Source organism: Streptomyces longispororuber (assembly GCF_014656095.1).
Classification (GTDB): Bacteria; Actinomycetota; Actinomycetes; order Streptomycetales; family Streptomycetaceae; genus Streptomyces; species Streptomyces longispororuber.
Window position 1 is genome coordinate 34,347 of the sequence record NZ_BNBT01000031.1, and the last position, 24,245, is coordinate 58,591.

Sequence of the window (24,245 nt, forward strand, 5' to 3'; positions counted from 1 at the left end):
CCTACCCTCCCCCTATGGGCCCCTTGGTGAATTACCGCGGGCGGAAAGGGATCGGGCGTGGATCACCCGCACGGGACATTAACGGATCACACGGATCGCAGACGCACCGACTGTGAATCCCCGGGGCCTTGCGCGTCGTTCACGAGCCCCGGGGACCACGTGCCGCCTACCCCTTACCGGTGACCACTTTCAGGAAACGCCGAGTTCGTTGTCGATGAAGTCGAACATGTCGTCGTCATCGGCGTCCTCCAGCTTCTCCGCGATGCCCGGGGCGTCCGCGCCGCCGCCCTGCTCGCCGGCGTCCAGCCTGCCGAGCAGTGCCCGCAGCCTGCCGCGCACCGCGGCCCGCTCGTCCTCCGCCAGCGGGCCCGTGGCCAGGGCCGCCTCCAGGCCCGCGAGTTCGGCGGCGACGCCGCCCGTCCGCGGCCCTTCGGACCCGCCGGGCGCCCCGCCGTCACGGGGCAGGCTCTCGTCGAGGTGCGCGGCGAGTGCGGCGGGCGACGGGTAGTCGAAGATGAGTGTCGCAGGAAGGCGCAGTCCGGAAAGGGAATTCAGCCGGTTCCTGAGTTCCACCGCGGTGAGCGAGTCGACGCCGAGTTCGAGGAATCCCCGGGTGGCGCCGATCGCCTCGGGCCCGGAATGGCCGAGCACCGCCGCCACATGACCGCGTACGGCATCGAGCAGGGTCCGCCGCCGTTCCGTCCCGGAAAGTCCCGCCAATTGTTCGGCGAGTGCGGGTCCGCTGCCGTTTCCGTGCGTTCCGGCCTTTTCCCCGGAGCGGGCGAGCGCCCTGTCGACCCTGCGGGCCGGGGTGCGTACCAGCTCGGAGAAGACGGGCTGGACGCCGTCGGGACCCGCGGCGGCCCGCAGGGCCGCGGCGTCCAGGCGCAGCGGGACGAGGACGGCGGGCGCCTCGGGCGCGGCCAGGGAGACGGCCGCGTCCAGCAGGGCCAGGCCCTCGTCGGTGGCGAGCGGGGCCACGCCGCCGCGAGCCATCCGCCGCAGGTCGGCGTCGCCGAGGGCGCCCGTCATGTCGCTCTCCTGCGCCCATACGCCCCAGGCCAGCGAGGTCGCCGGGAGCCCCTGGGCCCGGCGCGTTGCCGCGAGGGCGTCGAGGAAGCAGTTGGCGGCCGCGTAATTGCCCTGGCCCGGGCTGCCGAGCACGCCGGCGGCGGAGGAGAACAGGACGAACGCCGACAGGTCGAGCCCGGCGGTCAGCTCGTGCAGGTGCAGCGCGGCGTCCGCCTTGGGGCGCAGGACCGTGTCCAGCCGGTCCGGTGTCAGGGACGTGACGACGCCGTCGTCCAGGACACCCGCGATGTGCACGACCGCCGACAGGTCCGGGCCCCGCTCGTCGAGGAGCGCGGCCAGGGCGTCCCGGTCGGCCACGTCGCACGCGGCCACGGTCGCCTTCACGCCCAGCGCCGCCAGCTCGTCCTGCAGCTCGGCCGCACCGGCGGCCTCCGGGCCGCGCCGCGAGACCAGGAGCAGGTCCCGTACGCTGTGCCGCTCGGCCAGATGCCGTACGACGACCCGGCCGAGGCCGCCGAAGGCGCCCGTCACGAGGACGGTTCCCTCGCCCCAGGGTGCCGTGTCGCCATCGGGGCCAGTGGTGACGCGGGTCAGGCGCGGCACCCACACCGAGCCGTCGCGGAGGGCGACTTCGGGCTCGCCGGAGCCGACGGCGGCGCCGAGCAGCACCTCGTCGAGGACCGCGTCGTCGCCGGTTCCGGTTCCGGGGCCTGAACTTGATCCGGTGCTGGTGTCAGCGCCTGTGCCGGTGTCGGTTCCCGTACCGGTGTCGGTTCCCGTACCGGCGTCGGTGTCGACGAGGAGGAAGCGCCCGGGGTGTTCGACCTGGGCGGACCGTACGAGGCCCCACACGGCGGCCGCCGCGGGGTCCACGGCGGCGCCCCCGGCGGGGGCGGCGCCGCGCGTCACGACGGCGAGCCGCGCGTCCTCGAACCGCTCGTCGGCCAGCCAGCCCTGGAGCACGCCCAGCGCCTCGGCCAGCCGCGCGGACACGGCCTGCGGGCCCGTCGCGCCGTCGGCACCGGCGCTGGCACCGGCCTGCCACACCACGACCGCCGGGGTGCCGCCCCCGGCGTCCGGGTACCGGTCCCGGTCCGCGTACGACACCACCGGTACGGTCACGGCAGCGGCCGTGGGCGCCTGTGGCTTCCACTCCACCTGGAACAGGGAGTCGCCGGTCCTGCCGCCGCTGAGCTGGTCGGCCGGGACGGGGCGTGACACCAGCGAGTCAACGGTGGCCACGACCTGTCCGGTCGGGTCCGCGAGCGTCAGGGACACGGCGTCCGCCCCGGCGCTGCCGAGGCGCACCCGGACCGCCGAGGCGCCCGCCCGGTGGAGCCGCACCCCGTTCCAGGCGAAGGGCAGGCCCAGGCCCTGGCGTTCGCCCGTGAGCAGCAGGGTGGAGTGCAGTGCGGCGTCGAGCACCGCCGGGTGCAGGCCGAAGGCCTCGGCGGCCGCCGCCTGCTCCTCCTCCAGGGCGACCTCGGCGAACACCTCGTCGCCGCGCCGCCAGGCGGCCCGCAGCCCCTGGAACACCGGCCCGTAGCCGTACCCGGCCGCGGCCAGCCGGTCGTACAGCTCGGCGGCGTCGGCGATCGGCTCGGCTCCCCGCGGCGGCCATTCGACCAGGCCCTCCGGCTCCTGTTCGGCGGCCGTGGCGGCCAGGAACCCGGACGCGTGCCGCGTCCAGGCGCCGTCGGGGTCCTGCTCGTCGCGGGAGTGCACGCTGACCGGGACCCGCCCGTCCGCGTCCTCGGCGCCGATGCCGACCTGGAGCTGTACGGCGCCACGCTCGGGCAGCACCAACGGCGCCGCGAGCGTCAGCTCCTCCAACACCCCACAGCCCACCTCGTCACCGGCCCGCACCGCCAGCTCCACGAACGCCGTACCCGGCAACAACACCCGACCCGCCACCGCGTGATCCGCCAGCCACGGATGCGTGGCCAGCGACAACCGGCCCGTGAACACGCACCCGTCCCCACCCGCCAGCGGCACGGCGGCCCCCAGCAGCGGATGCCCGGCCGACACGAGCCCTGTCGCCGACACATCACCGGCCGCGCCCGCACCCGCGCGCGGCCAGTACCGCCGCCGCTGGAACGCGTACGTGGGCAGATCCACGCGGCGCCGCGCCTCGACGGGCGCGTACAGCGGCGCCCAGTCGACCTCCACCCCGCGTACGTGCAACTGCGCGAGCGCCGCCAGGAACGTGTCCGCCTCGGAACGGCCCTTACGGACGGCCGCGATCAGACCGGTCTGGTCCTCGGGCTCGGTGAGGGTGTCGTGGGCCATCGCGGTCAGGACCGCGTCCGGGCCCAACTCCAGCAGAGTCGAGACACCGAAGCCCGTCAGCGCACCCAGACCCTCATGGAAACGCACGGCCTCACGGATGTGCCGGACCCAGTACTCGGGGTCCCGAAGCTCGTCAGCGTTTGCCAGCGCACCGGTGAGGTTGGAGACGACCGGCAGTGTCGGCTCCTGGTACGTCAACTGCCGCGCCACCCGCCGGAACTCCTCCAGCGCGGGCTCCATCAACGGCGAGTGGAAGGCATGCGACACCTTCAGCCACCGCACCTTGCGCCCCTCGCCCCGCAGCGTCTGCTCCAGGCCTTCCAAAGCGGCACGCTCACCGGAGAGCACCACCTGCGAGGGCCCATTGACCGCGGCCACACCCACCCGGTCGGCAAGGTCGCTGAGCAGCGGCAGCACCTCGGCCTCCGCCGCCTGGGCCGCGAGCATCGCGCCACCCTCGGGCAACGCCTGCATCAACCGGCCCCGCGCGGCCACCAGTCGCGTCGCGTCCTCAAGCGACCACAACCCGGCCACGTAAGCGGCAGCCAGCTCACCGATCGAATGCCCGCCGACAACCTCCGGGCGTACGCCGAACGACTCCGCGAGCCGGAACAGCGCCACCTCCATCGCGAACAACGCGGGCTGGGCGTACCCGGTCTGCTCCAGCAGCCCCTCATCCGTACCGAACATCACGCTCTGGAGCGAACGTTCTATCCACCCATCGAAGTACGCACACACCTCGTCCAGCGCGTCCGCGAACACCGGGAAGGCCTCGTACAACTCCCGGCCCATCCCCAGCCGCTGACTGCCCTGCCCGGTGAACACCACACCCAACCGGCCCTCGACCACCGACCCGGACACCGGAGTCGCAAGCCCCGCCAGGAACTCCTCCCGCTCCCGACCGAACACCACAGCCCGATGCTCAAGCAGAGCCCGCCCCGACAGCAGCGACCAGCCCACATCCACGGCGTCCAGCTCAGGACGCGCCACCACGTGCGCGCGCAACCGGTCGAGCTGCCCCCGCAAGGCTTCACCACTGCGGGCCGACACCAGCCACGGCACCGCCGTCACCGGAGCGGCCCCCGTGGAAACGGCCTCGGCGGGCTCGTCCAGCGGCACCTGCTCCAGGATCACGTGCGCGTTGGTGCCACTCACACCGAACGACGACACGCCCGCACGACGCGGCACCTCGGCACGTTCCGGCCACTGCTGGGCTTCCGTCAGCAGTTCCACCGCACCCGCCGACCAGTCCACGTGCGAGCTGGGCCGATCCACGTGCAGGGTCTGCGGCAGGACGCCCTCGCGCATGGCCATCACCATCTTGATGACGCCCGCGACACCGGCTGCGGCCTGCGTATGACCGATGTTCGACTTGATCGACCCCAGCCACAGCGGCCGGTCGGCCGACCGCTCCTGCCCGTATGTGGCGAGCAGCGCCTGCGCCTCGATCGGGTCACCCAGCTTGGTACCCGTACCGTGCGCCTCCACCGCGTCCACGTCACCGGGCCTGAGCCCGGCGTTGGCGAGCGCGGCACGGATGACCCGCTGCTGGGACGGGCCGTTGGGCGCGGTCAGACCGTTGCTGGCACCGTCCTGGTTGACCGCGGAACCCCGTACGACCGCCAGCACGTCGTGGCCGTTGCGGCGCGCGTCGGACAGTCGCTCAAGCAGGAGCAGGCCCACACCCTCGCCCCAGCCCGTCCCGTCCGCCGCCTCCGCGAACGCCTTGCAACGGCCGTCGGTGGCGAGGCCGCGCTGGCGGCTGAACTCCACGAAGGTGTCCGGCGTCGACATCACGGTCACGCCGCCCGCGAGGGCCAGGTCGCACTCGCCCTGGCGCAGCGCCTGCGCCGCCAGGTGCAGGGCCACGAGCGACGACGAGCACGCCGTGTCCACCGTGACCGCCGGGCCTTCCAGGCCGAAGGCGTACGACAGGCGGCCGGAGACGACGCTGGCCGCGTTGCCGGTGCCGAGGTAGCCCTCGCCCTGGTTGGGGGCGGTGCGGAGGACGTTCTCGTAGTCCTGGCCGTTGGTGCCGGAGAAGACGCCGGTGCGGCTGCCGCGCAGCGTCACCGGGTCGATGCCGGCCCGTTCGAAGGCCTCCCAGGCGGTTTCCAGGAGGAGCCGCTGCTGCGGGTCCATGGCCAGGGCCTCGCGCGGCGAGATGCCGAAGAAGTCGGCGTCGAACTCCGCCATGTCGTGGAGGAATCCGCCCTCGCGGACGTAGCTGGTCCCGGCGTGTGCGGGGTCCGGGTGGTAGAGCGCGTCGACGTTCCAGCCGCGGTCCTGCGGCATGTCGCCGATGGCGTCGCGGCCGTCGCTCAGCAGCCGCCACAGGTCCTCGGGCGAGCGGACGTCGCCGGGGAAGCGGCAGCTCATCGCCACGATCACGACCGGGTCGCCGTCATCGGGCAGTCCCGGGGCGGCGGCCACCGGGGCCGCGCCCTCGTCGGGCCCCCGGCCGAGGAGTTCGCCGCGCAGGTACGTGGCGAGCGCCGCCGGGGTCGGGTGGTCGAAGACGATGGTCGTGGGGAGGCGCAGGCCGCTGGCGGCGCCGAGGAGGTTGCGGAGCTCAACCGCGGTCAGCGAGTCGAAGCCGAGGTCCTTGAAGGGGCGGGCGGCGTCGACGGTCTTGGTGGCGGGGTAGCCGAGGACCGTGGCGACGCGGTCCCGCACGAGGTCGAGGAGCACCCGGTCGCGCTCCGCCGCGGGCAGGGCCGCGAGCCGGTCCGCGAGGGAGTCAGGGCCAGGGGACGCCGGGCCCTCGCCCCGGCCCGGGGCGGTGGCCGTCGCGGCGGTCGTGAGCTGGTCGAACAGGTGGCAGGGGCGGGCCGTGGCGTAGCCCGGGGCGTACGCGTCCCAGACGACGTCGGCGAGCGTCACGGCCGCCGCGCCGCCCGGGGAGGCCGTGGCCGCCAGCGCGGCGGCCATCGCGGCGACGGCCAGGTCCGGTTCCATCGCGGGCATGCCGCTGTCCCGGACGCGCTGTTCCACCACTCCCCCGTCGGCGGCCATGCCGCCGCCGGCCCACGGGCCCCAGCCGAGGGAGAGCGCGGGCAGCCCGAGCGACCTGCGGTGCTCGGCGAAGGCGTCCAGGAAGGCGTTGGCCGCGGCGTAGTTGCCCTGGCCGCCGACGCCCAGCGAGCCCGCGACGGACGAGAACAGCACGAAGGCGGTCAGCTCGGCGCGGTCGCGGGTCAGCTCGTGCAGGTTCAGGGCCGCTTGGACCTTCGGCCCGAAGACGGTGGCGAACCGTCCCGGCGTCAGGCCGTCGAGCACGCCGTCGTCCAGGACGCCCGCCGTGTGGAACACACCGGTCAGCGGGGCCTCCGCCGGGATCGCGTCCAGGACCCGTGCCAGCGCCTCGCGGTCGGCGACGTCACAGGCCTCGACCGTCACGCGGGCGCCGAGTTCCTCCAGTTCGGCGCGGAGTGCGGCCGCGCCGGGCGCGTCGGGGCCGCGGCGGCTGGTGAGCACGAGGTGCTCGGCGCCCGTACGCGCCAGCCAGCGCGCCACGTGCCCGCCCAGCGCACCGGTGCCGCCGGTGACGAGGACCGTACCGCTCGGCGTCCACGCCCCCGCCGCCCCCTCGCCCGGCGCCATGCCGCCGCTTGTCACCGGGCCGGTCGCGGACGTCGCTCCCGTGGCGGCTTCGCCCGCGGACAGGCGTACGAGCCGTCGTACGAACACGCCGGAACCGCGGACCGCCACCTGGTCCTCGCCCGTCGCCGAGCCCAGGGCGTCGGCGAGCCGCAGCCGCGCCCGCTCGTCCGGCCGCGCGGGCAGGTCGATCAGGCCGCCCCAGCGCTGGGGCTGCTCCAGGGCGGCGACCCGGCCCATGCCCCACACGGCCGCCTGCCGCGGCGCGGTCAGCCGGTCCGAGCGCCCGGTGGTCACCGCGCCGCAGGTGGCCGCCCACAGCGGTGCCGCCACCTCGGCATCGCCGAGCGCCTGGAGGAGCGCGAGCACACCCTCCAGGCCGACGGACACGGCAGGGTGCGCCGAACCCTCGGAGTCGTCGAGGGACAGCAGCGACAACACGCCCAGCGGAGACGCGAACTCGCCGCCCGGATACTCCAGTTCGCGCAGTCTCCGGGCCAGCTCCTCACGGTCCGCTTCATCACGCGGCACCGGAATCCGGACCACCCGCGCGCCGCGCTCCTCCAGCCCGGCGACCGCCGCGTCCACCCACGGGTACGCGTCCTCGTCGGCCGGTACAACCACCCACCAGGCGCCGTCGAACGCCGCCGCGGCCAGACCCGTCAGCGGCTTCCACGCCTCGCGGTACTGCCACCGCCCGACCGTGCCGGCCTCGCGCCGCTGCCGCCGCCACGACGAAAGCACGGGCAGCACCTCACCCAGCGCCCCGCCGTCGGCCCCGCCGCCCAGCTCGGCGCTCAGCGACTCCAGGTCCTCCCGCTCCACGGCCTCCCAGAACCGCGCCTCCACCTCGTCCACGTCAACGGTGCCCGTACGCGCTCCGGCCGTGCCGGACGCCGTCAGGTCCAGCCAGTAGTGGTCGCACTGGAAGGCGTACGTGGGCAGGTCCACGCGGCGCCGCGCCTCGACGGGCGCGTACAGCGGAGCCCAGTCCACCTCGATGCCCCGTACGTGAAGCCGAGCCAGAGCCGCCAGGAACGTGTCCGCCTCGGGGCGGTCCTTGCGCACGGCGGCCACCAGTCCGGCCTGCGCGGCCGGTTCGGCGACGGTGTCGTGCGCCATCGCGGTGAGCACCGAGTCGGGCCCCAGTTCCAGCAGCGTGGAGACACCGAATCCGGTCAGCGCGCCAAGACCCTCGTGGAAACGTACGGCCTCGCGGATGTGCCGCACCCAGTACGCGGGGTCCTTCAGCTCATCGGCGTCCGCCAGCTCGCCGGTGAGGTTGGAGACCACCGGCAGCGTTGGCTCCTGATACGTCAACTGCCGCGCCACCCGCCGGAACTCGTCCAGGGCGGGCTCCATCAGCGGCGAGTGGAAGGCGTGCGACACCTTCAGCCAGCGCACCTTGCGCTCCTGGCCGCGCAGGATCTGCTCCAGGCCTTCGAGAGCGGCACGCTCACCGCTGAGCACCACCTGTGCGGGGCCGTTGACCGCTGCGACACCCACCCGGTCGGCAAGGTCGCTGAGCAGCGGCAGCACCTCGTCCTCCGCCGCCTGCACGGCCAGCATCGCGCCACCCTCGGGCAGCGCCTGCATCAGCCGACCGCGTGCCGCCACCAGTCGCGTCGCGTCCTCCAGGGACCACAGTCCCGCCACGTACGCGGCAGCCAGCTCACCAATCGAATGCCCACCCACAACCTCCGGCCGCACACCGAACGACTCCGCCAGCCGGAACAGGGCCACCTCGAAGGCGAACAACGCGGGCTGGGCGTAACCGGTCTGCTCAAGGAGGTCCGCATCCGTACCGAACATCACGCTCTGGAGCGAACGTTCTATCCACCCATCGAAGTACGCACACACCTCGTCCAGCGCATCCGCGAACACCGGGAAGACCTCGTACAACTCCCGGCCCATGCCCAGCCGCTGACTGCCCTGCCCGGTGAACACCACACCCAACCGGCCCTCGACCACCGACCCGGACACCGGAGTCGCAAGCCCCGCCAGGAACTCCTCCCGCTCCCGACCGAACACCACCGCCCGATGCTCATGCAGAGCCCGACCCGACAGCAGCGACCAGCCCACATCCACGGCGTCCAGCTCCGGACGCGCCACCACGTGCGAACGCAACCGGTCGAGCTGCCCCCGCAAAGCTTCGGCACTGCGGGCCGACACCAGCCACGGCACCGCCGTCACCGGAGCGACCCCCGCGGAAGCGGCCTCGGCGGGCTCGCCTTGCGGCATTTGCTCCAGGATCACGTGCGCGTTGGTGCCACTCACGCCGAACGACGACACGCCCGCACGACGCGGCGCGGTACCGTCCCGCTCGGTCCACTCGCGGGCTTCGGTGAGCAGTTCGACGGAGCCGTAGGACCAGTCCACGTGTGAGCTGGGCCGGTCCACGTGCAGGGTCTGCGGCAGGACGCCCTCGCGCATGGCCATCACCATCTTGATGACGCCCGCGACACCGGCTGCGGCCTGCGTATGACCGATGTTCGACTTGATGGAGCCGAGCCACAGCGGCCGGTCCTCGGGCCGCTCCTGCCCGTACGTGGCGAGCAGCGCCTGCGCCTCGATCGGGTCACCCAAGGTCGTGCCGGTGCCGTGGGCCTCGACCGCGTCGACCTCGGCGGCGGACAGGCCCGCGCTCTCCAGGGCGGCGCGGATGACGCGCTGCTGGGACGGGCCGTTGGGCGCGGTCAGGCCGTTGCTGGCACCGTCCTGGTTGACGGCGGAGCCCCGTACGACCGCCAGGACCTCGTGGCCGTTGCGGCGGGCGTCCGACAGCCGCTCAAGGAGCAGCAGGCCCACGCCCTCGCCCCAGCCCGTGCCGTCCGCCGCCTCCGCGAAGGCCTTGCAGCGGCCGTCGGCGGCCAGACCGCGCTGGCGGCTGAACTGGACGAAGGTGTCCGGGGAGGCCATCACCGTGACGCCGCCCGCCAGGGCCAGGTCGCACTCGCCCTGGCGCAGGGCCTGGGTCGCCAGGTGCAGGGCCACCAGAGAGGCCGAGCACGCGGTGTCGACGGTCACGGCCGGGCCTTCGAGACCGAAGGCGTACGACAGGCGGCCGGACATGACGCTGACGGCGTTGCCGGTGAGGACGTGGCTCTCGATGTCCTGGGGGACGGTGGCCCCGCGGGAGATGTAGTCGTCGCCGTTGGAGCCGACGAAGACGCCCGCGCGGGTGCCGCGGAGCGTCGGCGGGTCGATGCCCGCGCGCTCGAACAGCTCCCAGGAGGTCTCCATGAGCTGGCGCTGCTGCGGGTCCATGGCGAGGGCCTCGCGCGGCGAGATGCCGAAGAAGTCGGCGTCGAAGTCGCCCGCGTCCGTCAGGAACCCGCCCTCGCGGACGTAGCTCTTGCCCGCCCGGTCGGGGTCCGGGTCGTACAGCCCGGCGAGGTCCCAGCCGCGGTCGGCGGGGAACTCACCCATGGCGTCGCGGCCCTCGGCGACGAGGCGCCACAGGTCCTCGGGCGAACGGACGTCACCGGGGAAGCGGCAGCTCATCGCCACGATGGCGATCGGGTCGTCGGCGGACGCGGGCGCGGCGGGGGCGGGAGCGGCGGTCGCGGGGGCGGCCGTCCCGGCGCCGAACACCTCGCCCGCCAAGTAGCCCGCGAGCGCGGTGGAGTTGGGGTAGTCGAAGACGAGCGAGGCGGGCAGGCGCAGGCCGGTGGCGGCCTGGACGCGGTTGCGCAGCTCGACGGCGGTGAGGGAGTCGAAGCCCAGCTCGCGGAAGGCGCGGCCCGGGTCGACGGCCTCGGCGGCGGAGTGGCCGAGGACGGCGGCGGCCTGGCCCCGTACGAAGGCGAGGAGGGCGGCGGCGCGCTCCGGCGCGGGCAGCGGGGCCAGCCGCCGCATCCAGTCCGGGCCGGTGGCGGCGTGGCCTCCGGAGGGGGCGGGGGTGCCGTCCGCGGGGGTGTCGGTGCGCTCGCGGGCGTCGGGCAGCGCGGCGAAGAGCCTGCTGGGGCGGGCGGCGACGAAGCCGGGCAGGAAGGTGTCCCAGGCGACGGCGGCGACGACGACGGTGGCGTCGCCGCGCTCGACCGCGTCCCGCAGGGCGGCGACGGCGGGCTCGGGCGGCATCGGCGGCATGCCGTCGCGGCGGGTGCGCTCGGCGCGTACGGCGGTGTCGGCCAGCCCGGCGCCCTCCCAGGTGCCCCAGGCGACGGAGGTGGCGGGCAGCCCGTCGGCGCGGCGCTGTTCGGCGAGCGCGTCGAGGTAGGCGTTGGCGGCGGCGTAGTTGGCCTGGCCCGCGTTGCCGAGCGCGCCGGACGCGGACGAGAAGAGCACGAACGCGTCCAGGTCCCGGTCGCGGGTCAGCTCGTGCAGGATGGCGGCGGCCGGGGACTTGGGGCTCAGGACGGTGTCGAGGCGGGCCGGGGTGAGGGCGTCGACGACGCCGTCGTCCAGGACGCCCGCCGTGTGGACGACGGCGGTCAGGGGGGCGTCGGCGGGGAGGTCGTCCAGGAGCCGGGCGAGGGCGTCCCGGTCGGCGGCGTCGCAGGCCGCGAGGGTGACGCGGGCGCCCGCCTGCTCCAGTTCGGCGCGGAGTCCGGCCGCGCCCGGCGCGTCGGGGCCGCGGCGGCTGACGAGCAGGAGGTGGGCGGCGCCGTCGCGGGCGAGCCGGCGTGCCACATGGCCGCCGAGGGCGCCCGTGCCGCCGGTGACGAGGACCGTGCCGCGCGGCGTCCACCGGGTGTGCCGCCGCAGGTCGGCACCGGCCGCCTCGCCGCGGACGAGGCGGCGTACGAAGACGCCGGAACCGCGTACGGCGAGCTGGTCCTCGAAGGCGTCGGCGGTGCCGGACGCGGCGGCCAGGACGGCGGCGAGCCGGGCACCGGCCCGGGGGTCGTACGTTCCGGGCAGGTCGACGAGGCCGCCCCAGCGGTCGGGGTGTTCGAGGGCGACGACCCGGCCGAAGCCCCACAGATGGGCCTGGGCGGGGTGGTCGACGCGGTCGCTGCGGCCGGTGGAGACGGCGCCCTGGGTGAGGACCCACAGGCGCCCGGCGGCACCGGCGGCACCGACGTCCCCGAGGGCCTGGACCAGGGCCAGGGTGGCGGCGAGGCCCGCGGGCACGGCCGGGTGCCCGTCGAGGGCGGCCGTGGCGAGGCCGAGCAGCGAGACCACTCCGGCGGGCTCCGCCGCGCCGTCCGCCGTGAGCTGCCGCAGCCGCTCGGCAAGGAGGTCGCGCGTCGCCTCGCCCGCGCGGAGGCTCCAGGTGACGGGTTCGGCGCCGGCGGCCGTGAGGGCGTCGACGGCGCCCGTGGCCCACGGGTGGTCCGGGGCGTCCTCGGGGACGACGACCAGCCACCGCCCGGACAGGCGCGCCGCCGGCATCTTGGCCGCGGGCAGCGGCTGCCAGGTGGCGCGGTAGCGCCAACTGTCGATGAGGGAGCGTTCCCTGCGCTGCCGCCGCCAGGCGGACAGGCCCGGCAGGACCTCGGTGAGCGCGTCCTCGGCCACGCCGTCGCCGAGGGTGGACGTCAGCTCGTCGACGTCCTCGCGCTCGACGGCCTCCCAGAAGCGGGCTTCGGCGGTGTCCGCGGCGGGCGGGGGGCCGCCGGAGGGCCGCTGCTCGACCAGCCAGTAGTGGCGGCGCTGGAAGGGGTACGTCGGCAGGTCCACGAGGTGCCGGGGGCCGGGCAGGAGCGCCGCCCAGTCGAGGGCGGCACCGTGCGCGTGGGCCTCGGCGAGCGAGGCCAGCAGCCGGTCGGCGCCGCCCTCGTCACGGCGCAGGGAGCCCAGGGTGACCGCCTGGCTGTCGGTGGCGTCGATGGTGGCCTGCACGGGGACGGTGAGGACCGGGTGCGGGCTCATCTCCAGGAACAGGCCGTGTCCCTCGGCGAGCAGCCCGCGCGTGGCGTGCTCGAACAGGACGGTCTGGCGGAGGTTGCGGTACCAGTACCCGGCATCCATCGGCACGTCCAGCCAGGCCCCCGTGAGCGTCGAGTACAACGGCACGTCGGGGGTGCGCGGCGCGACCGGGGCGAGGACCCGCTCCAGGTGCTCCTCGACGGCCTCGACGTGGGCGGAGTGCGAGGCGTAGTCGACGGGGATCGTACGGGCGCGGATGTCGCGGGCCACGCACTGGGCGACCAGCTCCTCCAGGGCCGCCGTGGCGCCGGAGACGACGACGTGGGCGGGGCCGTTGACCGCGGCCACGGACAGGTCGTCGCCCCACTGGGCGGTCATCTCGCGGACCTGCCGCTCGGGCAGCGGGACCGAGACCATGCCGCCGCGGCCGGAGAGTTCGACGATGGCCTGGCTGCGCAGCGCCACCACCCAGGCGGCGTCCTCCAGCGAGAGGGCGCCCGCGACGCAGGCGGCGGCGATCTCGCCCTGGCTGTGCCCGACCACGGCGGCGGGCTCGACGCCGGCCGCGCGCCAGACGGCGGCGAGGGACACCATGACGGCGAACAGGACGGGCTGGACGACGTCGACGCGGTCGAAGTTCTCGCCGTCGAGCTCCTCGAAGAGGTCCCAGTCCACGAACGGGCCGAGCGCGTCGGCGCACTCCTCCATCCGCGCGGCGAACACCGGGGAGTCGTCGAGGAGTTCGCGGGCCATGCCGGCCCACTGCGAGCCCTGGCCGGGGAAGACGAACACCGGGCGGGCCGCGCCGGGCAGGGCACGCCCGGTGACCGTGCCGGGGGCCGTGCCCGGAGCCGTCAGGTCGCCGTCCGCGAGGCGTTCGAGCCCCGCGATGAGCTCCGTACGGTCCCGGCCGAGCACCACGCCCCGGTGCGCGAACCGCGACCGGGCGACCGCCAGGGTCCAGGCCACGTCGGCGGGTTCGAGGCCGGGGTGCGCGAGCAGGTGCGCGCGCAGCCGGGCGGCCTGGGCCCGCAGCGCGTCGTCCGTCTTCGCCGACAGGACCAGCGGCACCCGGCCGGGCACCACCGCGGAGGCGGCGGCCCCCTCGGTGCCGGTCTCCGCGGCGGCCTCGCCGGACGCGCGGAGCTCACCGGAGGCGCCACCGGACGTGCCGGGGTCGTCGGGCGCGGGCGGCGGCGGGGCTTGCTCCAGGACGACGTGCGCGTTGGTGCCGCTCATGCCGAACGACGAGACGCCCGCGCGGCGCGGCGCGCCGTCCTGCCGCTCGGGCCACTCCCGCGCCTCGGTGAGCAGCTCGACCGAGCCCGCCGACCAGTCGACGTGGCCGCTCGGCGCGTCGATGTGCAGGGTCTTCGGCAGCGTGCCGTGGCGCATCGCCTGGACCATCTTGATGACGCCCGCGACACCGGCGGCGGCCTGGGTGTGGCCGACGTTGGACTTCAGCGAGCCCAGCCACAGCGGCCGTCCCTCGGGGCGCCGCTGCCCGTACGTGGCGATGAGGGCCTGGGCCTCGATGGGGTCGCCCAAGGTCGTACCGGTGCCGTGCGCCTCGACCGCGTCGACGTCGGCGGGCGTGAGCCCGGCGTCCGCGAGGGCGGCGCGGATGACGCGCTGCTGGGCGGGCCCGTTGGGGGCGGTCAGGCCGTTGCTCGCGCCGTCCTGGTTGACGGCCGAGCCCCGGATGACGGCCAGGACCTGGTGGCCGTTGCGGCGGGCGTCGGACAGGCGCTCCAGGACCAGCATGCCGACGCCCTCGCCCCAGGCCGTGCCGTCGGCGGCCTGCGCGAAGGGCTTGCAGCGGCCGTCGGGCGCCAGGCCGCGCTGGCGGCTGAAGGCGAGGAAGGAGCCGGGCGAGGCCATGACGACGACGCCGCCCGCGAGGGCGAGGGCGCACTCGCCCTGGCGCAGCGCCTGCACCGCCAGGTGCAGCGCGACCAGCGACGAGGAGCAGGCGGTGTCGACCGTCATGGTCGGGCCCTGGAGGCCGAGGGTGTAGGCGATGCGCCCGGAGGCGACGCTGGCGGCGGTGCCGGTGACGAGGTAGCCCTCCATGCCGTCCCCGGCGTCGCCGAGGCGGGGGCCGTACTCCTGGGTCTCGGCGCCGACGAACACCCCGGTGCCGGAGTCACGCAGGCCGGCCGGGTCGATGCCCGCGCGCTCCAGGGCCTCCCAGGACGCTTCGAGCAGCAGGCGCTGCTGCGGGTCCGTCGCGAGGGCCTCGCGGGGCGAGAGGCCGAAGAAGTCGGCGTCGAACTCGCCCGCGTCGTGCAGGAACCCGCCCTCGCGGACGTACGAGGTGCCGGGCCGGTCCGGATCGGTGTCGTACAGGGCCGACAGGTCCCAGCCGCGGTCGGTGGGGAAGCCGGAGACGGCGTCCACCTCGTCGGTGAGGAGCTGCCACAGGTCCTCGGGGGTCTCGACGCCGCCGGGCAGGCGGCAGCTCATGGCGACGACGGCGACGGGCTCGTCGTCGGCGCGGCGGGCGGCGGAGGCGGGGGCCTCGTCGGCGGTCCCGAAGAGCTCGGCGCGCAGGTGGCGGGCGAGCGCGTCGGTGTTGGGGTGGTCGAAGACGGCGGTGACGGGCAGCCTGAGGCCGGTGGCGCGCTGGAGGCGGCGGTGCAGCTCCACCGCGGTCAGCGAGTCGAGCCCCAGGTCGAGGAAGGGGCGGGACAGGTCACCGGCCGGGCGGCCGTCGCCGGAGCCGCCGAGGACCGCCGCGACCTCCGCGGCGACCACGGCGCGCAGCCGCCGCTCCTGCTCCGCGCGCGGGCGGCCCTCCAGGGCGGCGCGCAGGTCCTCGGTGCGGGAGTCACCGGGCCGCGGGGCTTCGGCGGGCTCCGTCCCGGCCGGCGCGGCATCGGCGGGCAGGCCCGCGGCAGGCGGCTGCTCCCCGTCCGCCGCACCCTCCGGCCGCGCGGCCCCCGAAAGGCGGGCAGGCGCCTGCGGGTCAGGCCGGTCCTCCGGGTGAGAATGGGCTGCGAATTCCGCGAAGTCGCTCAATGTTCCACTCCGTAGCACCGGCCGTGATGGCTTTCAGAAATGTCCGGCCGCACGTCGCTTCCGATGGCCGCGCGCCGGGCGATTACCTTGACTGTGTACTCCGGGAAAACTTTCCGAGGCGTTCCGGGAAGCGCGCTCCGCATTTCCTGGCAGCACTTGGTACGCACGTCGTACGCACGTCGTACGCACGTCGTACGCACGTCGTACGCACGTCGTACGCACGTCGTACGCCCTTCGGATAAATTTGCCCACAATACCGTTGCACGGTAACAGCGGAGCCCCGGAAGCCCTACCCCTAAGAAACCCCTACCGCAATGCGGTGCCGGGCAGATACAGGGGTGTTCGGGATTGCGGCCCGCCTCTAGGGTCGGCGGCGTGGAATACGCTGTCCGGGTTGAGAATCTGGTGAAACAGTACGCGGCCGACGCGCGCCGCGTGGTCGACGGTCTGAGCTTCGAGGTGCACCGGGGTGAGGTGTTCGGCCTGCTCGGCCCCAACGGCGCGGGGAAGAGCACGACGGTGGGCATGATGACCACCCGGGTGCGGCCGACCTCGGGCGAGGTGGTGATCGACGGCGTGGACGTCGTCGCCCGGCCCAGAGAGGCGAAGCGGGTGCTCGCCGTGGTGCCGCAGCGCAACAACCTCGACCGCTCCCTGTCCGTGCGGCAGAACCTCCTCTTCCACGCCACGTACCACGGCGTCCCGCGCGCCGAGCGGCGCCACCGGGCCGACGAGCTCCTGGAGCAGATGGGGCTGGCCGACTACCGCACGTCGAAGGTCGACGACATGTCCGGCGGCCAGGTGCAGCGCGTGATGATCGCCCGGGCGCTGATCCACCGGCCCAGCGTGCTGTTCCTCGACGAACCGGCGACCGGACTCGACCCGCAGGCGCGCCTGTTCGTGCACGAGCGGGTCGCCGAACTCGCCGGGCGCGGCGTGACGGTGGTCGTCACCACCCACGACATGGACGAGGCCGCGAAGCTCTGCGACCGCGTCGGCATCGTCGACAAGGGCACGCTGCTCGCCCTGGACACGCCCGAGGGCCTCGGCAAGCTGCTGCCCGCGCACTCCACGCTCACCCTGGCCGTCGAGGCGCCGCAGGGCCCGGCCCCGGTGGCGAAGCTGCTCGCGGACCTGCCGGGCGTACGCCAGGTCGACGAGGTCGACCCGCAGTCGCCGCCCGCGCCGGAGTGCCGGTTCCGCATCTACACGGACGCCGAGCCGGTCCGGGCGCTCCAGCCGGCGCTCGCCGCGCTCACCGAACGGGACCACCAGGTCACGGATGTCGGCATCGGAAAGGTGTCCCTGGAAGACGTTTTCCTCCACCTCACCGGAAAGAATCTGCGATGACGACCGCGACCACCGCGACGGCCCCGGAACTCCCGAAGGCCCCGGAACTCCCGGCGCCGGCGACCCGGCAGATCCACACCTTCGGCGCCATCCTGTGGCGCGACGTCTTCGTGGCGCTGCGCCAGTTCCCGACGTTCATCGGGCAGGCCATCATCCAGCCGTTCTTCACGCTGTTCGTGTTCGGCGTGCTGCTGAGCGACGCGGGGTACGTGGACGGCGACTACAGCTCCGTGCTGCTGCCCGGCGTGCTCGCCCTGAACGGTTTCCTCGGCGGTATGCAGAACACGGCACTGCCGCTCGTCGTCGACTTCTCGTACACGCGGGAGATCGAGGACCGGCTGCTCTCGCCGATCTCGCTGCGCCTGGTGGCCGTGGAGAAGATCCTCTTCGGCGCGCTGTACGGCTTCGTGGCGTCGCTGATGATGACGCCGGTCGGCATGGTGCTCCTCGACCTGTCGTGGCCGATCAGCCGGACCGTGCCGGCGCTCGGGATCGCCGCGCTCGGCGCCCTCGCGGGGGCGTCCATCGGCCTGTGCCTGGGCACGTCCGTCAACAGCGACAAGGTGGACGTGATGTTCACGCTGGTGCTGATGCCGCTGCTGTTCACGGGCTCGACGCAGTTCCCGCTGGTGGCGCTCGACGAGGTGCGCTGGTTCCAGGTGATCTGCGGCGCCAACCCGCTGTCGTACGCCAGTGAGGGCATGCGGGCGGTGACGTCGCCGAGCGTGGAGCACGTGCCGCTGCCGGTGACGCTGATCGTGCTGGTGGGGTCCGTCGCGCTGTTCGCGGCGGTGGGCGTCCGCGGGTTCCTGCGGCGGGCGCAGGCGTAGCCCGTACGCGGGACACATACCGAGGCAGGGCCCCGGAGCCGGTGCTCCGGGGCCCTTCCCCGTGTCCCGTCCGCCGCCGTCAGTCCTCGGGCAGTTCCACGGGTGCGAGCGACGCGAACAGGTCGCCGGGGCCGGGGTTCGACGGCCGGGTGGCGCCGCCGAGGTGGCGCAGGACGCCCCAGTAGGCGTTGAGGCCACTCGTCACGGCGCCCTCGGCGAAGCCCGCGGTCCAGGAGACGTCGTCGCCGGCGAGGAAGAAGCCGCGCTGCCCCGGGGTGAGGCCGTCCTGCATGAAGTGGGTGAACAGCCGCCGCTGGTAGCGGTAGTGGCCCGGCAGGTTGGCCTTGAAGGCGCCCTGGAAGTGGGGTTCGGCCTCCCAGGTGACCGTGCGGGGCGGCGCGATGACGCGGGAGCGGATGTCGACGCCGGGGTAGATGTCGGCGAGGGCGTCGAGGACGCCGTCCAGGCGCTCCTCGGGGGTCAGCGGGGCCATCTTCAGGGAGTCGTCGTTCCAGGTGTACGACAGGCACATGACGCCGGGGCGGTCCGGGCCCTCGTCGAAGAGGTAGACGCCGCGGGGCATGCGGTCGGTGAGGGTCGTGCTCATCACCTCGCGGCCGGTGCGCGGGTCGCGGTCGCGCCAGAAGGGCCGGTCGACGAGGACGAACAGCTTCGACGAGCCCATGTAGTGGCTGCGCTCGACGGCCGTCCACACCGGTGTGGGCAGCAGCGCCCGGTCGCAGCGCACGTTGGTGACCAGGGTGCGCTTCTGCGGGGTGAAGACGGCCGCCGGGTAGGTGTGGACCGTGCCGTCCCGTTCGTGCACGGCGATGCCGCGGGCGGTGCGCTCGACGCGGGCGACGCCGCCGCGCGGGCCGCCGCGGTGCAGCGACTCCAGGGACGTACCGACGGGCCAGTGCGCGAGCTCGTCGGGCGCGTGCGACCAGAGGCCGAGCGGCAGTTGCTGGGAGCCGCCGACGACGAGCCGGTGGTCCTCCTCGGCGCCGGTGTAGACGACGCGCAGGATCTCCAGCATGGAGTTGGGGAAGTCGGTGTCCCAGCCGCCGGCGCCGAAGCCGACCTGGCCGAAGATCTCCCGGTACGAGAAGGACTGGAAGGCGGGCGACCTGGCGAGGAAGCCGTAGAAGGACTCGTCGTCCAGGGCGCGCACCAGCGGGTTCCAGATGGCCTTGACGGCCTCGGTGTCGCGGCGGCGGATCGCGTCGTCCATGGCGAACAGCTCGGCGTGCTCCTGCAGGGCCTTGTCCCAGGCCATGCCGACTTCCTGGTAGACGTCGGGGAGTTCGCCGGCGTGCCGGGCGTAGTGCCGGGCGCCGCCCAGGGCGACGACGGTGGAGCCGCTGGCGGGGGTCAGCGGGTTGGGGAACGGGCGGGTGCGCAGCCCGACCAGGTCCATGTAGTGGCGCAGCGCGGTCGCCGAGGCGGGGAAGCGCATGGCGCCGAGCTCGGCCACGGCGTCCCCGCCGCCCTCGAAGCCGACGGAGCGCATACGGCCGCCGACGGGGCCCGCCTCGTGGACCACGGGCCGCAGGCCGGCCCGCATGAGCTCGTACGCGGTGACGAGACCCGATATCCCCGCGCCGATGACCGCGACGGGCGTCCCGAACTCGGCTTCCGGAATTTCCCCGAGACCGTGCGGACTCGCCAGCCATTCGTCGTACGCGAAGGGAAAGTCCGGGCCCAGCATGGTTATGGAATCTGTTGTTCCGAGACGCGAACTACCGTTGAGGGCAACCAACGGATACTCCTCTGACCGTGATGGCGGCCGGCCCGGCGTACGTTCCAGACGGCCGCGGGGAGCCGGGCTGCGGCAGCAGGAGGAAGGTCCGCGATCAGCGCGGCCCGTGTCCCGCCCCTCGAACGGGGCGGCCGGGCCCGCGAATCGCCTCCGATACACGGCACGTCTGACGGTGCCCTTGATTATCGGGGCGGCGTCCGGGGGCGGAGAAACCCCTCACCATCCCCTTACGCCTCCTAGGTCGCGCGGCCGGTGCCCTCTCCCGGCGGCGCGGTGGCGGGGCCGCCGGGTGAACCCGGCGCGGGACGGCGGAGCCGAACGCGGGTTCTCACGGGGCACGAAATGCCGCGTGCGACGCAATGAGTACTTTAGTAGCGCGGCTTCGATCCTGAAGACTGTACGAAAGTCAGGAGCCGCCTTGAAATGATCTATGGTGTCCGCACCACGCGCCCGGCGCGGTTACCGCGCCACGTTTTCCCAACATTGTTCAACAATCTATCCAGAGGAGGCTTCATGCATCCAGGGTCGGACAGCCGAAGGTTCGCGGTGCACGATCACCGTCCGGGTGCCACGCCCGGCGGAGCCCGGCTGGAACCGATGGCCCTGGAGGTACGGCACCCGACGGCGGGCGGCCCGGAGGGGTGCGGCGGCGGGCGGCACGAGCGCGTGCTGCGGATCGAGCGCAACGCGTGCGTGGCCGCCGTCTCCGACGACGACTCCGCCGACCGGTTCCTGGCCCGGCTGCTCGGCGACGATGCCCGGCTGCTCGGCGACGATGCCCGGCTGCTCGGCGACGGCGACCGGCTGTCCGAGCACGGCACCCCGGACTGCTGTTGTGGGACATCCGGGACACCCGGGATGTCCAAGGCGTCCGGGCCGCCCGGGGCGTCCGGCGCGGTCTCCGTCGCGGTGTACGGCGTGGACCCGCGCACCGACCCCGAGGCCGTGCGGCGCCTCGTCGGTGTCGTCCCCGAGGGCATGCCGCTGCCCGAGGCGCCGGTCCACGACGCCCTGGTGGCGGCGGCCCGGCAGCGGGGACTGCCCGCGGACACGGCCGCCGAGCGTGCCACCGACTTAACGGACGCCCTGGACCTGCGGGCCGTCGAGCGCACGCCCGTCGCCGAGCTCACCCCCGGTCAGCGCTCCCGCGCCGCGCTCGGCTGCGCGCTGCTGCACGTACCGCGGCTCCTCCTGCTGTCCCGCCCCCTGGACGACGTGGACAGCGTGTCGGAGAAGATCCTCTGCCGGGTCCTGGGCCGCTACACGGCGTCCACCGGGACCGTGGTGTTCTCCACCCGCTCGCGCGACGTCGCGCGCCGGGTGACGGACCGTCTGGTCACGGTCCGCGGCGGCGAGGTCCGCTGCGACTGTCTCCCCACCGCGCGCTGACGGCACCTCGTCCGCACGCGGTCGCCCCGCGGGGCACCGCCCACGACCGCCTTCCCCCACAGGCGGTCGTCGACGGCCGGTACGGCACCGGCCGACGGCCGGCACAACGTTGTCAGAGCGCCCCGCTCGGTCAGCACGCCGTGTCCGCGAGCAGGTCGTGCGGCAGGTCCTTGCGCCGGGAGACGTTCAGCTTGCGGTAGACCCGCGTCAGATGCTGCTCCACCGTACTGACCGTGATGAAGAGCTTCCGCGCTATCTCGCGGTTGCTGTGCCCGAAGGAGGCCAGGGACGCGACGCGCCGCTCCGCGTCGGTCAGTTCCTCCGCGGGGCAGCCCTCCCCCGCCCGCGCCGGACGGTCGGCGCCGGACGCCTCCCCGTCCCCGTACGGGAGCAGTTGCTCGCACAGCGTCTCCGCCCGGGCGTCGCGCGCGATGCGCCAGGCCCGCCGGGCCATCATGCGCGCCTGGCCCAGCTCGCCGAGGGCGTGGTGGGAGCGGCTCAGCGCCCCCAGGGCCCGGACCAGCTCCAGGCGGTCCTCGCACTTCTCCAGCTCCTCGATCGCCTCGTGCAGCGCGTGGTGGTGCCGGCGCAGCCCGGCCACCTCGGCGAGCACGCGCAGGGTCTGGGCGCGGGTGCGGGACTGGCCGGGGCCGCACTTGGCGAGCTGCTCCTTGACGAGCCGGTCGGCCTCGGCCTCCCCGCCCGTGCGCAGGTGCATCTCCGCGGCGGCGGACCGCCACGGGACCAGTGCCGGCTGGTCGACGCCCCAGCGCGTCATGAGCTCGCCGCAGGTGAGGAAGTCGTCGAGGGCCGGGCGGACGCGCCCCGTGGCCGCGTGGAGCTGGCCGCGCGCGTGCAGCAGCTCCAGGCCGTAGCGGGTCTCCTTCAGGCCGTCCGGCACGTGGTGGTCCAGGTACGCCATGGCCTGCTCGTACTGGCCCATCGCGGTGTGCGCGGAGACCAGGGTGGCGAGGACCGAGCCGATGCCGACGCCCCAGCCCTGCGGCGAGATCCACGACAGGGCGTTGAGCGCGTACCGCACGGCGTCCGGCGCGTTGCCCTGACGCAGGGCGACGGTGGCCCGCACCGCGGACAGCGGCGCCTGCCAGCCCGGCCCGCCGAGCCGGGTGGCCTCGCGCAGCAGCACGTCGCACCAGTGCGCGGCACGGCCGAGACGGTCGCAGTAGATGAGCACGGACAGGGCGGAGGTGAGGGCCTCCAGGGTGGCGTCGCTCAGCCGGGTGCCCTGGAGCACGGTCTCGGCCACGTCGGCGGCGCCCGGGTCGGCGCCGCGGGTGAGGACCGTGTTCAGGGCGGCGCCGACGCGGTGGCGCGGGTCGCCGCCGCGTGCCGCGAGGACGTCCGCGATGCTCTGCGGCGCCGGCCAGTTGTCGGCCCCGACGCGCTCGCGCAGCGCCGGGTAGGTGGTGCGTACGGCCCCGGCCGCGAGGTACGCGGTCACGGCGGACGCCCCGCCGTGGGTGACCTGGCCCTTGCGGGCGACCTCGGCGGCCTCCTCGAACCGGCCCTGCCACAGCAGCCCCGAGAGCAGCACGGGGACGGCCCCCTCGGCGAGCCAGCCCTCGTCGAAGGCGGCGCGCAGCGCGTTCAGGTGCGGGCCGAGCGTGGAGGGGCGCACCCGCCAGGCGAAGCGGGCCAGCTCGGCCAGGATCTCGCTGCGCCGCTCGCCGCGCGGGCACGCCTCGTCCGCCAGGTGGAGGCAGGCGATGGCGAGGGACACGTCCTCGTCGCGCCGGGCGCGGGTGGCCGTCTCCCACAGCACGTCGAGGGAGTCGGCGCCGGTGACCTCGCCGGTGGCGACGATGTGCCGGGCGACCACGGGCGGTTCGGCGCCGTGGCGGCGCAGCAGCTCGGCGGCGCGCCGGTGCAGCTCGATGCGGTCCGCGCGGCTCAGGTCGTCGAGCACGGCCGTGCGGGCCAGCGGGTGGCGGAACGATCCGGCGCCGGTCAGCCCGGCGGCTTCGAGCGTCCGCAGGCTGAGCGCGACGGTCTCGCGGTCGAGGTCGAGCAGCCCGGCGAGCGTGGCGTCGGACGCCGCGTCGTCGAGGACCGCCAGGCCGCGGGCGACGGCCAGGACGGCGTCCTCGCCGCGGTGCAGGCAGCTCAGTACGGACTGCCGGTAGGCGTCGCCGACGGGCAGCGTCCGCGTGCCGGACGGGCCGTGCCGGGGTGTGTCGGTGCCCGCCGCCGGCGCCCGCAGGTCCTGGGCGGGTGCGTCGTGGGCGAGCAGGTCGTGGATCAGCGCCCGCACCAGCAGCGGGTTGCCGCCGCTGACGCGGTGCGCGTCGGGCGCCAGGCGCTGGGCGGTGGCCTCGTCGACGTGGGCGCGCAGCAGGGCGGCCGTGGCGCTCTCGCCGAGGGGCGCGAGCCTGAGCTGGGTCAGGCGGGGGTGGCGCAGCAGTTCCGCGCCGAACAGGGGGCGTTCGGCGCCCGGTCCGGTGCGCAGGCCGAGGACGACGACGACGGGCTTGGCCCGCAGCTCGCGCATGGCGTACTGGAGGCACTGGAGGGAGGGGATGTCGGCGTACTGCACGTCGTCGACGAGGACGGCCAGCGGCCGGCCGGCGGCCTGTGCGTGCAGCAGCGTGGTCAGGGCCCGCATCACGTGGGCGCGGACGTGCTCCTCGCGCTCGCTGTCGGGGTCGCGCAGCATGGCGGTGAACCGGGCGTCGTCGAGCAGGCGCGCCGTCCGCGCGGCCGTCCCGTCCGGCTGCTCCCCCACCTGGTCGGTGTGGAGGAGCAGTTGGCCGAAGACCGCCATGGGCGTCCTGCGCTCCGCTCGTAAACCGGTCGCCCGCAGGACCACGAGGCCTCGCGCCTCGGCCTGCTCGGCGACGGCGTTCAGCATCTCGCTCTTGCCGGTGGCCACCGGCCCTCTGACGACGACGACACGGGAAGGCCGCTCCGCGCTGTTCGTCAGAACGTCCTCCAGGAGAGCCCATTCATCGACTCGCTCGACCAGGCTCATAGTGCGGTTTCCTCCCCGTAAGAAATTTTCGCAAACTGCACTGGGCGCCTTATTCGCATATCGCACTCATCAAGTAGCCGCAGGAGCCGGAAGCAGGATACCAGGGCATATTCCAAATAGTCGCGCCGTGGCTCTCGGGGCACTCAGTCAACAACACAACTATGACTGA

General features: G+C 74.4%; 6 protein-coding genes. 3 read left to right on the plus strand and 3 right to left on the minus strand.

All coding sequences use genetic code 11. The features are described from left to right. Nucleotides 1-189: 189 nt before the first annotated feature. Entirely contained in the window at nucleotides 190-15,759 is a 15,570-nt protein-coding gene (locus IE330_RS12995) for a type I polyketide synthase (RefSeq protein WP_229925596.1), read from the minus strand. A 405-nt stretch (nucleotides 15,760-16,164) separates the two neighbouring features. Between IE330_RS12995 and IE330_RS13000 the strand changes: the two genes are divergently transcribed. Continuing rightward, complete coding sequence (locus IE330_RS13000; protein WP_229925597.1) at nucleotides 16,165-17,109, plus strand: ABC transporter ATP-binding protein; 945 nt, start codon at nucleotides 16,165-16,167, stop codon at nucleotides 17,107-17,109. Then, nucleotides 17,106-17,939 (plus strand): ABC transporter permease, encoded by an 834-nt coding sequence (locus tag IE330_RS13005; RefSeq protein WP_190136116.1) that lies wholly within the window; start codon nucleotides 17,106-17,108, stop codon nucleotides 17,937-17,939. The genes IE330_RS13000 and IE330_RS13005 overlap by 4 nt, the downstream gene beginning before the upstream one ends. Nucleotides 17,940-18,018: 79 nt before the next feature. On the opposite strand, the gene IE330_RS13010 is transcribed toward IE330_RS13005, so the two are convergent. Continuing rightward, on the minus strand, nucleotides 18,019-19,647 hold the full coding sequence (locus IE330_RS13010) for a flavin monoamine oxidase family protein (RefSeq protein ID WP_190136117.1): 1,629 nt from the start codon (nucleotides 19,645-19,647) through the stop codon (nucleotides 18,019-18,021). A 597-nt stretch (nucleotides 19,648-20,244) separates the two neighbouring features. On the opposite strand from IE330_RS13010, the gene IE330_RS13015 reads away from it, so the two are divergent. Then, nucleotides 20,245-21,087 carry a P-loop NTPase family protein gene (locus IE330_RS13015; protein ID WP_190136118.1) on the plus strand — a complete coding sequence of 281 codons (843 nt, stop codon included), beginning with the start codon at nucleotides 20,245-20,247 and terminating at the stop codon, nucleotides 21,085-21,087. 130 nt (nucleotides 21,088-21,217) lie between these two features. Here the strand turns inward: IE330_RS13015 and IE330_RS13020 are convergent, their stop codons facing one another. Continuing rightward, nucleotides 21,218-24,076 carry a helix-turn-helix transcriptional regulator gene (locus tag IE330_RS13020; RefSeq protein WP_190136119.1) on the minus strand — a complete coding sequence of 953 codons (2,859 nt, stop codon included), beginning with the start codon at nucleotides 24,074-24,076 and terminating at the stop codon, nucleotides 21,218-21,220. Nucleotides 24,077-24,245: the final 169 nt, after the last annotated feature.